Annotated in this window: 12 protein-coding genes; 8 read left to right on the plus strand and 4 right to left on the minus strand. The window is 64.6% G+C overall.

Features of this window, described 5'->3' with window-relative positions; all coding sequences use genetic code 11:
• Positions 1 to 16 precede the first annotated feature (16 nt).
• On the minus strand, positions 17 to 418 hold the full coding sequence (locus tag ASB57_RS26110) for a diacylglycerol kinase (RefSeq protein ID WP_057654807.1): 402 nt from the start codon (positions 416 to 418) through the stop codon (positions 17 to 19).
• A gap of 161 nt (positions 419 to 579) precedes the next feature.
• Here ASB57_RS26110 and ASB57_RS26115 point away from each other — a divergent pair, with 161 nt between their 5' ends.
• A complete protein-coding gene (locus ASB57_RS26115; RefSeq protein ID WP_057654808.1) occupies positions 580 to 1,443 on the plus strand; it encodes a fumarylacetoacetate hydrolase family protein in 864 nt (287 codons plus the stop codon).
• 93 nt (positions 1,444 to 1,536) lie between these two features.
• Positions 1,537 to 2,625: a mandelate racemase/muconate lactonizing enzyme family protein gene (locus ASB57_RS26120; protein WP_057654809.1), complete on the plus strand. Its 1,089-nt coding sequence runs from the start codon at positions 1,537 to 1,539 to the stop codon at positions 2,623 to 2,625.
• A 47-nt stretch (positions 2,626 to 2,672) separates the two neighbouring features.
• Here the strand turns inward: ASB57_RS26120 and ASB57_RS26125 are convergent, their stop codons facing one another.
• Positions 2,673 to 3,584, minus strand: coding sequence for a YihY/virulence factor BrkB family protein (locus ASB57_RS26125; RefSeq protein ID WP_057654810.1), 912 nt, complete (start codon positions 3,582 to 3,584; stop codon positions 2,673 to 2,675).
• A 214-nt stretch (positions 3,585 to 3,798) separates the two neighbouring features.
• Between ASB57_RS26125 and ASB57_RS26130 the strand changes: the two genes are divergently transcribed.
• The 6 genes from ASB57_RS26130 (at position 3,799) to ASB57_RS26155 (ending at position 10,644) form a co-directional block, all read left to right on the plus strand.
• Positions 3,799 to 4,659, plus strand: coding sequence for a hydrolase (locus tag ASB57_RS26130; protein WP_057654811.1), 861 nt, complete (start codon positions 3,799 to 3,801; stop codon positions 4,657 to 4,659).
• 19 nt (positions 4,660 to 4,678) lie between these two features.
• Positions 4,679 to 5,623: an ABC transporter permease gene (locus tag ASB57_RS26135; protein ID WP_057654812.1), complete on the plus strand. Its 945-nt coding sequence runs from the start codon at positions 4,679 to 4,681 to the stop codon at positions 5,621 to 5,623.
• Positions 5,620 to 6,456, plus strand: coding sequence for an ABC transporter permease (locus ASB57_RS26140; RefSeq protein WP_057654813.1), 837 nt, complete (start codon positions 5,620 to 5,622; stop codon positions 6,454 to 6,456). The genes ASB57_RS26135 and ASB57_RS26140 overlap by 4 nt, the downstream gene beginning before the upstream one ends.
• Positions 6,453 to 8,204, plus strand: a complete 1,752-nt coding sequence (locus ASB57_RS26145) for an ABC transporter ATP-binding protein (RefSeq protein WP_082621842.1) — start codon at positions 6,453 to 6,455, stop codon at positions 8,202 to 8,204. Before ASB57_RS26140 ends, ASB57_RS26145 begins: the two co-directional genes overlap by 4 nt.
• A gap of 97 nt (positions 8,205 to 8,301) precedes the next feature.
• On the plus strand, positions 8,302 to 8,925 hold the full coding sequence (locus ASB57_RS26150) for a GntR family transcriptional regulator (protein WP_057654814.1): 624 nt from the start codon (positions 8,302 to 8,304) through the stop codon (positions 8,923 to 8,925).
• A 162-nt stretch (positions 8,926 to 9,087) separates the two neighbouring features.
• Positions 9,088 to 10,644: an ABC transporter substrate-binding protein gene (locus tag ASB57_RS26155; protein ID WP_057654815.1), complete on the plus strand. Its 1,557-nt coding sequence runs from the start codon at positions 9,088 to 9,090 to the stop codon at positions 10,642 to 10,644.
• Positions 10,645 to 10,725: 81 nt separating this feature from the next.
• Here ASB57_RS26155 and ASB57_RS26160 read toward each other — a convergent pair whose 3' ends face one another.
• A complete protein-coding gene (locus tag ASB57_RS26160) occupies positions 10,726 to 12,315 on the minus strand; it encodes an ABC transporter substrate-binding protein (RefSeq protein ID WP_057654816.1) in 1,590 nt (529 codons plus the stop codon).
• 47 nt (positions 12,316 to 12,362) lie between these two features.
• A complete protein-coding gene (locus ASB57_RS26165) occupies positions 12,363 to 13,502 on the minus strand; it encodes a C45 family peptidase (protein ID WP_057654817.1) in 1,140 nt (379 codons plus the stop codon).
• Positions 13,503 to 13,526 lie beyond the last annotated feature (24 nt).

A 13,526-nucleotide genomic window follows, 5' to 3' on the forward strand; every position in this document is an offset into this window, starting at 1 on the left:
GCTGTCTTTTATTCCCTTACAGCGCGAATCGCCCCACGGCGACAGCGACCCAGAGAATCACGGTAAAGATCAGCAACAACATTACGGCGGCGCTGCCCAGGTCCTTGGCCCGGCCCAGCAGCGGATGCATCTCCACCGACAGCGCGTCGGCCAGGGCTTCCACCGCGGAGTTAACCAGTTCGGTGACCAGCACCATGATCACGGAAAAGATCAGCAGAAAAACTTCCGCCACCGATCTGCCGAGCCAGAAGGCGGCCGGGATCATCAGGACGGCCAGGGCCAGCTCCTGGCGGAAAGCGGCTTCATAGCGCAGCGCGGCCTTCAGGCCCTGCAGGGAATAGCGCAGGGCGTTGAAAATGCGGCCGATGCCGCCGGTGCTTTTGAAGGGCGAGTGCTGGGGAGGGGGCGTAGGCGTCATGGCGTATACGTCGTAAGCGCACGGGTGCGAACCCGCGAGTGTCGATTCGGGCGGCCTGGAATCGTGGCCGGACCCGCATCATAACTGCCGCGGATGGCATCAGTGCGGTAGAGTCTGTGCGGATACCTCCTCTCCTCCTTAGAACCATAGAAGGGATAGCCATGAAGTTGCTGCGTTACGGTGCCAAGGGCGCCGAAAAACCCGGGCTGGTGGACGGTGCGGGCCAGATTCGTGATTTGTCCGGCGTGGTCAGCGACATCACCGCCGAACTGTTGACCCCGCAGGGGCTGGCGCCGCTGGCCAAGGTCGACCCCGCCGCGCTGCCCGTGGTGACGCAGCCCGGCCGCATCGCCTTGCCCTGGGCCGGCATGGGCAAGTTCGTGTGCATCGGGCTGAACTATGCCGACCACGCCGCCGAAGCGGGCCTGGCCTTGCCGGCCGAACCCATCATCTTCATGAAGCCCATCAGCGCGGCGGTCGGCTGCAACGACCCCGTGGTGCTGCCGCAGGACTCGGTCAAGGGCGACTGGGAAGTGGAGCTGGGCGTGGTCATCGGCGCCCGCGCCCGCTATGTGTCCGAGGCTGACGCGCTCAAGCACGTGGCCGGCTACTGCGTGGTCAACGACGTGTCCGAGCGGGAGTATCAGATCGAGCGTGGCGGCACCTGGGACAAGGGCAAAGGCTGCGACACCTTCGGACCCGTCGGTCCCTGGCTGGTCACCGCGGACGAGATCGCGGATCCGCAGGCCCTGGACATGTGGCTGGACGTCAATGGTGAACGCGCGCAGACTGGCAACACGCGTACGATGATCTTCGGCGTGGCCCAGCTGGTCAGCTATGTCAGCCGCTTCATGACCCTGTATCCCGGCGATCTCATCAGCACCGGCACGCCGCCGGGCGTGGGCATGGGCGCCAAGCCGCCGCGTTACCTGAAACCGGGCGACGAAATGCGCCTTGGTGTCGCGGGGCTGGGTGAGCAGCACCAAAAAGTGCATGCCTGGAATCCCGACCTGATCGACGGCTGAAGCGGGTCGTGAACGCTGCAAGCTGTCGTTCACGTTTCAGGCACGCGCGGTGCTCTTAGCTCATCAGGAACAACTCCACCGGAGCACATTTGCATGAGCAAGGCACCCACCGCCGTCCGCGCGTTGCGGTTTTATGAAACCCGCGTCGCGCTCGACAAACCCTTGACCGACGCCGCGCATTCCATTCCCGCCGTCGGTTTTCTCATTGCCGAGATCGAGCTTTACAACGGCAAGCGTGGCCAGGGCTATCTGCTGGCCTATCACTATTCCCCGCACGCCATCCGTGGCGCGCTGCGCGATATGGAGCAGTTGGCCGTCGGTATGGATTGCGCCGCGCCCGGCCTGTTGCGCACCCGTTGCACGCGCGAGAACGCCTACTTCGGCAACGAGGGCCTGCTGCATTGGGCCCTGGGCGTGGTCAACGTCGCGTTATGGGATGCGTGGGCGCGCACGCTGGATGTCTCCATGCATCGCCTGTTCGGCACGCACTGCAACAGCATCCTGGTCTATGCCTCGGGCGGCTGGTTATCCTATTCCGACCAGGAGCTGGTGGAGCATGTCACCGACCATGCCCGGCGCGGCTATCGCGCGGTGAAAGTGAAAGTGGGTTCGTCCGACATATCGCGCGACCTGGCCCGGCTGCGCAAGGTGCGCCAGGCCATCGGTCCCAGCGTGCGCATCATCATGGATGCCAACCAGGGACTGCAACGCACCGATGCCCTGGTGCTGGCGCGCGAGGCCGAAAGCCTGGGCAGCGTGTGGTTCCAGCAGCCTTTGAACCGGCACGACCTCGACGGCTATGCGGCCTTGCGCCGCCAGACCGGACTACCCTTGGCCATGGGCGAGGCGGAATCCAATCTGGAAGGCTTGAAGGGCTTGATCTCGGCCAACGCCATCGACATCTGGCAGCCCGACCTGATCCGCCTGGGCGGCGTGGAGAACTGGCGCGCGTCGGCGGCCTACGCGGCCGCGCATCACGTGCAGATCATGCCGCACTACTACCGCGATTACGACGTTCCCCTGCTTTGCGGCACGCCCAGTGGGCTGGCGGCGGAAAGCTATGACTGGATCGATGACCTCATCGACACGCCCATGCATATGGAGAACGGCAATGCGTTTCCGCGCGAAGGCCCCGGCTGGGGCTTTCGTTTCAAGGAATCCGTGTTGACGGAGATGAGGTAGGCGGGGCGGCCGCGCCGTCCATGCGGCGCGGTACGACAGCCTTGGCTTCAGGCAGCGGGCTTGGGCGGGACCGTCTCGGTCTCGCTTATCTTCGATCCCAGATGACGCGCGTATTGCCGCGTGAACACCGCGCCGAAGAAGAAGATCTGCGCGGAGTAATAGATCCACAGCAGCAGGGCGACCACCGACCCGGCCGCGCCGTAGGCCGACGCCACCGACCCGCTGCCCAGGTACAGCCCGATGCCCCATTTGCCCAGCACGAACAAGGCGGCCGTCACGATGGCGCCCGGGAAGACGTCGCGCCAGGGTATGGTGACCGCCGGCAGCAGCTTGTAGATCACCGCGAACAGCGACGCCACCACGGCGAAAGAGAACAAGCTCGACAGCACGTCGGCCACCGTGGCGAACGCGGAATTGGCCCACAACGCGCCGTAGTAATGATGGGCCGCCGCCAGCCCCGCATTGACGGTCAGCGAAATCAGCAGGAACAACGCCAGCACCAGCACCAGGCCGAAGGACAGCAGGCGGCTGCGCACCAGCCCTTGCACACCTGCCTTCTTCTGGCCGCGCACTTCCCACAACTCATCCAGGCTTTCCTTCAATTCGCTGAAGGCGGTGGTGGCGCTGAAGATCAGCACGCCGACGGAGATGACCGTGGCGACGATGCCGCTGCCGGATTCATGCGCGCTGGCCAGCACGATCTGAATGACCTCGGCCCCGCGATCACCCATCAGATCGCGCAACTGCCCCACCAGCTCGGACCGCACGGCATCTTCGCCGAAGAACGCGCCCGCCACGGCGATCACCAGGATCAACATGGGCGCCAGCGAAAACACCATATACAAAGCCAGCGCCGCGCCTTTGCTGGACGCGCGATGGTCGGACCATTGACGCGCGGACGCCATCAACAGGCGGAGAAGCGTGGAGGGGCGATCGCGCAGGCGAGTGAAGTAGGGCATGGTGTGGACGGAGCGTGAATCGGCCCGCGGCGCCGCAATTGGCATGCCTGCCGGGCGAGGACAGACTAGGGATTTCCCCGTTGGCGAGCCACAAATCATACAGATACCATTGCGTGAAGATAATATTGGCGCCAATTTAAAGTCTTTAGTCCACCCCCTCCCGGCCGGTCCATGCCCCCGCACGCCACCGGCCCTACAGACCTCAAACGCCCACATGCCCACCACCTCTCCCACCGATACCGCAGCAGCCCACGCCCGCGCCATCTATGACCTGGGCCACGGCACCATCTTCGCGGCCCGCAGCGATCCGCGCTTTTCCTACTGCACCTACGTTCCCCCCCATATCGCCGAGGCCAGGCGCCCGATGGAGCTGGTGGTGGTGATGCACGGCACCGGGCGCGCCTTCGTTGAATACCGCGATGCTTTCGCCGAGTTCGCGCGCTGGAACGATTGCATCGTGCTGTGCCCGCTGTTCCCCGTGGGCGTGCGCGGCGACGGTAATCGCGATGCCTTCAAACACATGCAAGAGGGCGATATCCGCTATGACCACGTCCTGCTGGACATGGTCGCCGAGCTGGAAGAGAAGTTCAGCTGCGACTTCAGCCGCTTCGCCTTGTTCGGCTATTCGGGCGGCGGGCAGTTCGTCAACCGCTTCGCCCTGCTGCATCCGGAACGCCTGTGGGGCGTGTCCATCGGCGCGCCCGGTTCGGTCACCCTGCTGGATGCCGACAAGGACTGGTGGGTGGGCACGCGCGGCATGCAGGAACGCTATGGCAAGGCGCTGGACCTGGACGCGCTGCGCAAGGTCGATGTGCACATGGTCGTGGGCAAAGCCGATCTGGAAACGTGGGAGATCACGCATCGCGAAGGCGGCAAGTACTACATGCCGGGCTGCAATGATGCAGGCCGCACGCGGCCGGAGCGCCTGAAGACCCTGCAGCAGTCATTTGAAGCCGCTGGGGTGAAGGTGACGTTCGACGTCGTCGACAACGTCCCGCACGACGGCCAGAAGTGCGTCGGCGTGGTGCAGGACTGGCTGGTGCGCGCCTTGAAGGCAAAGCGCCGGGAAGCATGAAGACACTTTAGGAGCCCGCATGCTGCGCTTTGCCTTGGCCCGCATTGGAATGGCGATACCCACGCTGCTGATCGTGGCGGTAGCGGTATTCGTGCTGATACGCCTGATACCGGGCGATCCCGCGCAACTGATGCTGGGCGACCTGGCCAATCCGGCCAGCCTGGCCGACCTGCGCGCCCGCCTGGGCCTGGACCAGAGCTGGACCGTGCAGTTCGGCATCTGGTTCAACAACATGCTGCATGGCGATCTGGGCAAGTCCATCACCACCGGCCAGCCCGTGCTGGCGTTGGTGTGGGACCGCTTCCTCGTCAGCGCGCAAGTGGTGCTGGCCGCCGTGGTGTTCGCCAGCCTGGTGGCGGTGCCCGCGGGCATGATCGCCGCCTGGAAACAGAACGGCGTACCGGACCTGCTGCTGGTGGGCACCGCCACCTTGCTGGTTTCCATCCCCACGTTCTGGGGCGGCTTGCTGCTGCTGCTGTTCTTCGGGCTGAAGCTGCAATGGCTGCCGGTGGTGGGCTACGTCTCGGTCAATTCGGACTGGAAGGCCGGCGTGCTGTATCTGATCATGCCCATCCTGACCCTGTTCCTGCATGAGATCGGCGTGTTGATGCGCATGGCGCGCGCCAGCACCTTGGAGGTGCTGCGGCTGGATTACATCACCCATGCACGCGCCAAGGGCCTGTCCGAACGCGCGGTACTGATGCGCCATGCCTTCAAGAATGCCTTCGGCCCGACCTGGACCCTGATCGGCCTGGTGCTGGGCAATCTGCTGGGCGGCATCGCGGTGGTGGAAACCGTGTTTACCATCCCCGGCCTTGGGCGCCTGCTGGTGGACGCCATCTTCGGCCGCGACTATCCGGTCATCCAGGGCTGCCTGCTGTTCGTGGCGGTCGTCTATGTGGTGGTCAATCTGATCATCGACCTGTGTTATCCCTTCTTCGATCCCAGGGTGGCGGCGGAATGAGCGGTCCGAAAAAGAGAAAACGCATTGCGGGCAATGCCTTGTTGGGCGGCGTGATCGTCGGCCTGGTGGTGATCGTGGCCGTGGTGGGCGCCATCTGGACCCCGTACGATCCCTTGAAGATCAACTTCATCGCACGCTTGAAAGCGCCGGGCGGCGCGTTCCTGCTGGGCACGGACGAGTTCGGCCGGGACGAGCTGTCACGCCTGATGGCCGGCGCGTCGGCCAGCGTGTGGATAAGTCTGCTCACGGTGTCCTTCGCCCTGATCGCCGGTACCGCCGTCGGGCTGCTGACGGGGTTCGTGCGAGGGTGGACCGACCGCATCATCATGGCCTTCAACAATGCGCTGCTGGCGTTTCCCGGCTTGCTGCTGGCCCTTGGCCTGCTGGCGGTGGTGGGCGCCAACAAGTACGGCATCGTGCTGGCCCTGGGCCTGGCCTATACGCCGTCGGTGACGCGCATCGTACGGGGCACGGTGCTGTCCCTGCGCGAGAAAGAGTTCATCGAGTCCTCGCGTGTGCTGGGCAATTCCGAGCTCTACACCATGTGCCGGCATGTGCTGCCCAATTGCGTGGCGCCGCTGACGGTGCTGGCGACATCAATGTTCGGCTGGGTCATCCTGGCGGAAAGCGCCTTGTCCTTTCTTGGTCTGGGCGTGCCGCCACCGGCGCCCACCTGGGGCAATATGCTGGCGGCCGCGCGGCCGTTCATGTCGCAGGCTACCTGGCTGTCCATCCTGCCCGGCCTGTGCATCGCCCTGACCCTGCTGGGCATCAACCTGTTGGGCGACGCCGTGCGCGATCGCCTGGATCCCCGGATGCGAGCCGCCGCATGAAAGCCAGCCATACCGAGAATTCCACTACTGCCGCCGCAACAGCCGCGGGCTGGTCCGCTACCTCCGGGGCAGGCGGCCGTGGCCCCTCCCTGTTGAACGTGGCCGGCCTGACCTTGAGCATCGGCCACGGCGGGCGCGAGATCGTCCGCGATGTGTCCTTCGACGTCGCGCCCGGTGAAATGGTCGGCATCGTCGGCGAATCGGGCAGCGGCAAGACGCAGGCCGCCCGTGCCGTCATGGGCCTGACCCCTCCGCCGCTGGTGCGAACCGCCGGCCGCATCGAATTCGAAGGGCGCGATATCGTTCAGCTGAAGCCGGCCGCGCTGCGTGAACTGCGCGGTGCGCGCGTGGGCATGGTGTTCCAGGAGCCCATGACATCGCTCAATCCGTCCATGACCATAGGTCGGCAGCTGGATGAAGGCCTGGCCTTGCACCGGCGCGACCTGAGCTCTGCCGCAAGACGCGAGCGCATCCTCGACATGCTGGCGCGCGTGGGCCTGCGCGACCCGCGCGCCGCCCTGGATGCGTGGCCTCACGAATTTTCCGGCGGCATGCGCCAGCGCATGATGCTCGCGTCCGTGATGCTGCTGGCGCCGGCGCTGCTGATCGCCGACGAGCCGACTACCGCGCTGGACGCCGTGGTGCAGCGCGACGTCTTGGAGTTGATGGTCGGGCTGACGCGCGAGCACGGCACCGCGGTGCTGATGATCAGCCATGATCTGCCCATGGTGGCGCGCTACACAGAGCGCGTCGTGGTGATGCGCCAGGGCGAAGTGGTCGAGCGCGGCGCCACCAGCGAATTGCTCGCACGGCCGCAGCATCCCTACACCCGCAAATTGCTCGAGGCCATGCCGCGACGTCTGCCCGCACGACCGGTGCCGCGCGAAACGCCCGTGGTGCGTGTGCGTGACCTGGTCGTCGACTATGCCGGCCATCGCCGCCTGTTCGCGCGCACCCAGGCCAAGCGGGCCTTGAACGGCTTGAACCTGGAAGTGATGCCGCGCGAGGTCGTGGCGGTGGTGGGGGGCTCCGGCTCGGGCAAGACCACGCTGGGCCGCGCCATCGCGGGCCTGCTGCGCCCGACGTCGGGGGAGATCGCGTTCCGCGGCCAACCCATCGGGCGCCACGATCCCGGCTGGTACGACTATCGTTTGAATTGCCAGATGGTGTTCCAGGACCCGTATTCCTCGCTGGATCCGCGCATGACCGTGGGCCAGCTGGTGGGCGAGGGCCTGCGCCTGATGCGCGACATGAGCGGGGCCGACAAGCGCCGGCGCGTGTCTGAAGTGCTGAGCGAAGTCGGTTTGGGCGACGAGTACGCGGGCCGCTATCCGCATGAGCTGTCCGGCGGGCAACGCCAGCGCGTGGCCATCGCGCGCGCCATCGTGCGACGGCCCACCTTCGTCATTGCCGACGAACCGGTGTCCGCCCTGGACGTGACCGTGCGCGCCCAGGTGCTGGAGCTGTTCGCCGATCTGCAGCGCCGCCATGGCTTCTGCTGCCTGTTCATCAGCCATGACCTGGGTGTGGTGGAGCAGGTGGCCGATCGCGTCATCGTGATGCAGGACGGCGCCATCGTGGAAGAAGGCACGCGCGACCAGATCTTCGACGCGCCGGCCAACCCCTACACCCGCAAATTGTTGTCGGCCATCCCGGCCCTGGAGTCCACCGAAACCGGCGGCGTGCGCCTGAAATGGCGCTTCGACGAGCCGGCCGCCGCGCCTGTGTTCGCGGCGGCGCCGGCGTAAAACCACGGTAGTGTGCTTATTCCTGGAAGATGGCAGCGGGCAGGCGTTGCGGGACGATAGAATCGAGGCCATTCGTTAACCAGCTTTCTTACTACCCATGCGTAAATCGAACACCGGCGTCGAGATTTCCCTGGCCGATAGATTGGCGCGGGATATCCAGTCCGGCGTCTTCGGCACAGGCGCCTGGCTCAAGCAGATAGACCTGCAGGAGCGCTATGACGCCAAGCGTCTGGACGTCCGTCGCGCGCTCGATCATCTGACGCAGCGCCGCGTCATCCAGCACGTTCCCAATCGCGGCTACCACGTGCACGAGGCCGACGTGGACCACCAGAATCACATCCGCGACATTCGCGTGCTGCTGGAAGTGGGCGCCGCCGCCGACCTGATGCCCAACGTCACCGATGCCAAGGTGGGGCAGCTGCGCGCCCTGGCGGAGCGCTTCGCCAACCTGTTGCTGAACGGTACGGTGCTGGAGCAATACGAGGTCAATCTGGAATTCCATGCGGCGCTGTACGACATGTGCGCCAATCGTGAACTGGTCACCTTGATCCACGACATGCGCGGCCGTGGCGTGGCGGCCCCCACCACGCAGTGGATGACGCGCGCGCGCATCGAGAAATCCGTCGGCGAGCATTTCGACATCGTCGACGCGCTGGCGGCGCGTGACGTGCCGCGTCTGCAACGCATCATCGCCGCGCACATACAACAGTTCAAGCCTTGACCTCCAAGGCATAGGCTCAGCGGGTTTTCAGGGAAAGCCCGGGGTGACGCCCCGGGACGGTCTACTCATAATGGCCGAATTGGCGCCAAAATTCGCGACCGAACGGATGTCATTCTCCGTCCGCACCGCGCGGCGCCGTCACAGGCACTGGGAGCCTTCTCCATGAAAAACCGTCCGATCGCCCAAGCGGCGTTGTTCTGCCTGGCCCTGTCGGCCGGCGCCGCCGCGCAGGCGTCGTCCTTCGTCATCTCGGAGCCCGCCGATATCCGCTCCACCAACCCCGGTGTCAACCGCGACGACACCACCGACGGCGTGGTGCTGAACATGGTCGAAGGCCTGGTGGGGTATCGCGACAACGGCAGCGTGGGCCCGCTGCTGGCGCAATCGGTGGACGTGTCGGCGGATGGCCTGAGCTATACCTTCAAGCTGCGCCAAGGCGTCAAGTTCCATAACGGCGCGGCGCTGACTTCGGCGGATGTCCTGTGGAGCTGGCAACGCTACATGGATCCCAAGACGGACTGGCGCTGCCGCAGCGAATTCGACGGCCGCAACGGCTTGAAGGTCGAGGACATCAGCGCGCCTGACGCACAGACCGTCGTCATCAAGCTGAATCACAAATCGGCGGTGTTCCTGGATACCCTGGCCCGCACCGATTGCGGCATGACGGGCATCCTGAACAAGGAATCGGTCAAGGCCGACGGCAGCTGGGATAAGCCGATAGGCACGGGGCCCTTCATGTTCGGCGAGTGGAAGCGGGGCGAGTACGTCTTGCTCAAGGCTTTCAAGGATTACGTATCGCCGCCGGGGGACAAGGAAGACGGCTATGTCGGCAAGAAACAGCCGCTGGCCGATGAGGTCAAGTTCCTGGTAGTGCCGGACGCCTCCACCGTGAAGACCGGCCTGCTTTCGGGGGCCATCGACGCCGGCCAGGTGCCGTATACCGACGTGGCGGACCTGAAGAACAATGCGCGCGTGTCGGTGCTGGTGGCGCGGGACGCGGCCAAACACACCTTGCTGTTCCAGACCCGTGATCCGGTGCTCAAGAACGTCAAGCTGCGCCAGGCCATCGTGGCGTCGCTGGATATTCCGCAGATCGTGCAGGCGGCGACCGAGAACCTGGGCGTGGTGAACAACTCCGCCGTGTCGGCCGGCTCGGCCTTCTACGACGAAACCCAGAAGAAGAGCTGGAAATACGATCCGGCGCTGGCGCAGAAGCTGCTGAAGGAATCCGGCTACAAGGGCGAAAAAATCGTCATCTACGCGAACAAGCGCGCGCACGTGCCCAGCTACCAGGTGGCGGTGATGGCGCAGGCGATGATGCAGGCGGTGGGCATCAATGCGCAGATCGAAGTGCTGGAGTGGGCCACGCAGCTGGATCGCTACAACACGGGCAACTACCAGATGAGTTCATTCAGCTATTCGTCGCGCCTGGACCCGTCCTTGAGCTATGAACAATTCTCCGGCGACAAGGACAAACAGCCGCGCAAGGTGTGGGAAGACCCCGAAGCGTTGAAGCTGATCGATGCCAGCTTCTCGGAACTGGACGACGCCAAGCGCCGCGCCATCTTCGATCAGCTGCACACGAAGTTGCTGGAGCAGGTGCCCGTGATCCTGCTGTCCAACGGCAATCAGCCCTGGGGTGTCAGCAAGCGCCTGCAAGGCTTCGGCGTGTGGGAAGGCAAGCCGCAGGCGTGGGGCACCAAGGTGAGCGATAAGTAAACCGAGCAATTTTCAAGTCTGGTACCCAGCAAAAAGGGCCCGGCCGTGTGACGGCCGGGCCCTTTCCTATGATGTGTCCTGTTAATCAGCCTTGCTGACTTCCCACACCCGTGCCTGCTTCACCGCCCAGGGCGTATAGCCCTTGACGTTGTCGCGATAGGCGCCGATGTCCATGCTGTTGTAGAGCGGTATCGACGGCACGTCGGCGATGAACATCTTGTGCAGGGTGTCGAAGGTCTGCTGGCGCTTGGCCTGGTCGGTCTCCACCATGACGCCGGCCAATAGTTCGATGGCCTTGGCGTTGTCCCATACCTTGCGCGGCTGGATTTTCTTGTCGCCGGTCAGCATTTCGAAATTAAGGCTGGGGTCGAGGCGAGCCGAATAGGGAAAGGACATCATCTGGTATTTGCCCGCGTTGTAGCGGTCCAGCTGCGACGCCCATTCCATGACGTCCAGGCGCACATTGATGCCCACCGCCTGCAACATGGCCTGCATGATGACCGCGGCGCTATAGGTCTGCGGGTAACGCTTGTTGGTCATCATGACCAGTTCCTGGCCCTTGTAGCCGGCTTCCTTCAACAGCTTCTGCGCCAGCGCCGGATCGTAGTTCCAACCCTGCTTTTCGGCGGCCCCGTAGTAGGGCGACACGGCGGGGATGACCGAATTGTTGGGCGCTTTCATCAACCCTTCGCTGACCGCCTCCGACAACTGGGCGTAATCGATCGCATGGGCGATCGCCTGGCGCAGCTTCGGGTTGGACAGCAGCGGATCGTCCGTCTGGATCAGCAAGGCCGTCAAGCTCATCACCGGCGCGTAAGCGACCTTGATGTGCGGCGTCGACTGCATGGGCTTGACGTCCGAATAGGACAGGTCCTGGATGATGTCGATATTGCCGCTTTGCAGCGCCGCTTTCGCGGTCGACTCGTCCGGCACGATGACGAAACGGGCTTCGTCCACCAGCGGCCGTTTCGAGCCGGTGAAGCCGTCGATGCTGCCGCCGCGATTGGCATAGTCGGGATTCTTCAGCAGGCTGATGTATTCGCCCCGCTTCCATTCGCCCAGCTTGAAAGGGCCGGTGCCTATGGGTTTGTCCCAGCTGCCGTCGGCCTTGAGCGAGTCCTTGTGGATGACAGCCGTGTCGCCACAGTCGGTACGCGCCAGCGAGGCCAGGAACAGGCCGTTGGGTTTATCCAGGTGATAGACCACGGTCTGCGCGTCGGGGGCTTCCACCGACAGCACCTTGGCCACGCCGCGGCCGTCGTATTCACCCACGCAGCGCCAGCCGGTCTTGGGGGTCATGTAGTAGTTCCAGCTCCACACCACGTCCTGCGCGGTCAGGGCTGCGCCGTTGTGGAACTTGACGCCTTGGCGCAGCTTGAAGGTGTAGGTCTTGCCGTCCGGGCTGATGGCCACCGAATCGGCCAGCAGGGGTTTTACCTCCGCGTGCTCGCCGAAGGCCACCAGGCCCTCGACCATGTGCGCGGTGACGAGGTCGCTGTTGGCATCGCGGTTGACGCCGGGCTCCGTCGAGCGAATGTCGGCGGTCATGGCGATGCGCAAAGGCGTCGCGGCTTGAGCCATCGTGGCGGCCAGGCTGCCCGTCAGGGCGCTTGCCAGAAGAAATCCGCCCGCCATCGCGCGGCGGGAAAGAGCTGCTTGCCTTAGCTTCATGAAATACGCCCCTTGTTCGTTTTCTGATGCGCCGGTGGCGCCGCCTGCTATTTCTCGTAGGTGAAGACTTCCGGCTCGCCAGTCAGGCTGTAGCGCGTGAACGTGCGGTTCAGGGCGGGCAGGGGAGCGACTTCCATCTCGCCCACGGCCGGCTCCATGATGACCATGGCGACGCTGGCGGACAGGTTGTCGTGGCTGCCGGGCCGCGGCGGCCGGCATACCGAATACGGTGAGCCGAAGTCGTCGAAGAAGGCGTCGCGCATGTCGTCGCGGGTCAGCTTGGCGCTGGCGTTCAGGCGGCGGCGCACGCGCCAGTCGCGGTACTGGCTTTCCGGCGTACTGGCGCGGCCAGTGTCGCGCAGCTTCACCAGGGCTACTTCGCTGACCCAGTGATTGGCATGCACGATCAGGTCGTCGCTATCGGGGTAGATGGGGAAAGCTTCGTCGGTGGTGCATTCGAAGTCGACGCCGAAGCCTTCGGCCATGCCCAGCATGATGTTGTTGGAGCAGGACTTGGGAGTGGTCGCCACCGCTTTCAACGCCAGGGCGAAGTGCTGCTGTTCCAGCACCTTGCGGCGGATCAGCGCCAGCGGCACGCCCAATTGCTTGAAGTCGCGATCCGACTCCAGGTAGTTGGCGGTGATCGATACGCCCGCGCTGTTCAGTCCGCTGCGCGCCAGGCCGCCCGCTTCGACGAAGGTCAGCATGTCGGGGCCGTCGTCCTGGCGGATGCGCAGCACGATGGCGGTTTCCGCACATTCCGCGCGCCAGTCCCAATTCTGGCCATGGATCAGGTTGCCCGTGGCCGACCGGGTCGGCAGGAACAGGGCGCCGGTGCAGCCGTCGCCCGGCTCCAGTTCGGCCGCCTTGTTCTTTTCGGCACGCGCCTTGGCCACCACCTCGGTGCGCGCGTTGATCATGATGATGTCTTCCAGGGTGACACCGGCGCCTTCGGCGATGCCGCGCATCTCTTCCAGGTAGTGCGGGGCGAAATCCTCGATTTCCTTGGCGAAGGCATTGATCAGGCGGGATCGGGCCGGACCGTCGTAGCCCAGGGTGACCAGGGTCTGGCCATACATGGCCACGCTCTTGCGCACGCGGTCAGCCGCGATCTGGCCGTATTGCTTGCCCCGTACTTGCGGTTTGCCGGAAACGGAAACAAAAGGAAATTGCTGAGGAGAGGTCATCGAGCCGTCCTGCGGGTGCGCGAC

Origin of the sequence: Bordetella sp. N, assembly GCF_001433395.1 — a bacterium.
GTDB lineage: Bacteria > Pseudomonadota > Gammaproteobacteria > Burkholderiales > Burkholderiaceae_B > Bordetella_C.

What these genes read in the sequence shown, in the direction of transcription:
- ASB57_RS26110 (WP_057654807.1), bottom strand. Translation starts at nt 418, where the DNA reads ATGACGCCTACGCCCCCTCCCCAGCACTCGCCCTTCAAAAGCACCGGC.
- ASB57_RS26115 (WP_057654808.1), top strand. Translation starts at nt 580, where the DNA reads ATGAAGTTGCTGCGTTACGGTGCCAAGGGCGCCGAAAAACCCGGGCTG.
- ASB57_RS26120 (WP_057654809.1), top strand. Translation starts at nt 1,537, where the DNA reads ATGAGCAAGGCACCCACCGCCGTCCGCGCGTTGCGGTTTTATGAAACC.
- ASB57_RS26125 (WP_057654810.1), bottom strand. Translation starts at nt 3,584, where the DNA reads ATGCCCTACTTCACTCGCCTGCGCGATCGCCCCTCCACGCTTCTCCGC.
- ASB57_RS26130 (WP_057654811.1), top strand. Translation starts at nt 3,799, where the DNA reads ATGCCCACCACCTCTCCCACCGATACCGCAGCAGCCCACGCCCGCGCC.
- ASB57_RS26135 (WP_057654812.1), top strand. Translation starts at nt 4,679, where the DNA reads ATGCTGCGCTTTGCCTTGGCCCGCATTGGAATGGCGATACCCACGCTG.
- ASB57_RS26140 (WP_057654813.1), top strand. Translation starts at nt 5,620, where the DNA reads ATGAGCGGTCCGAAAAAGAGAAAACGCATTGCGGGCAATGCCTTGTTG.
- ASB57_RS26145 (WP_082621842.1), top strand. Translation starts at nt 6,453, where the DNA reads ATGAAAGCCAGCCATACCGAGAATTCCACTACTGCCGCCGCAACAGCC.
- ASB57_RS26150 (WP_057654814.1), top strand. Translation starts at nt 8,302, where the DNA reads ATGCGTAAATCGAACACCGGCGTCGAGATTTCCCTGGCCGATAGATTG.
- ASB57_RS26155 (WP_057654815.1), top strand. Translation starts at nt 9,088, where the DNA reads ATGAAAAACCGTCCGATCGCCCAAGCGGCGTTGTTCTGCCTGGCCCTG.
- ASB57_RS26160 (WP_057654816.1), bottom strand. Translation starts at nt 12,315, where the DNA reads ATGAAGCTAAGGCAAGCAGCTCTTTCCCGCCGCGCGATGGCGGGCGGA.
- ASB57_RS26165 (WP_057654817.1), bottom strand. Translation starts at nt 13,502, where the DNA reads ATGACCTCTCCTCAGCAATTTCCTTTTGTTTCCGTTTCCGGCAAACCG.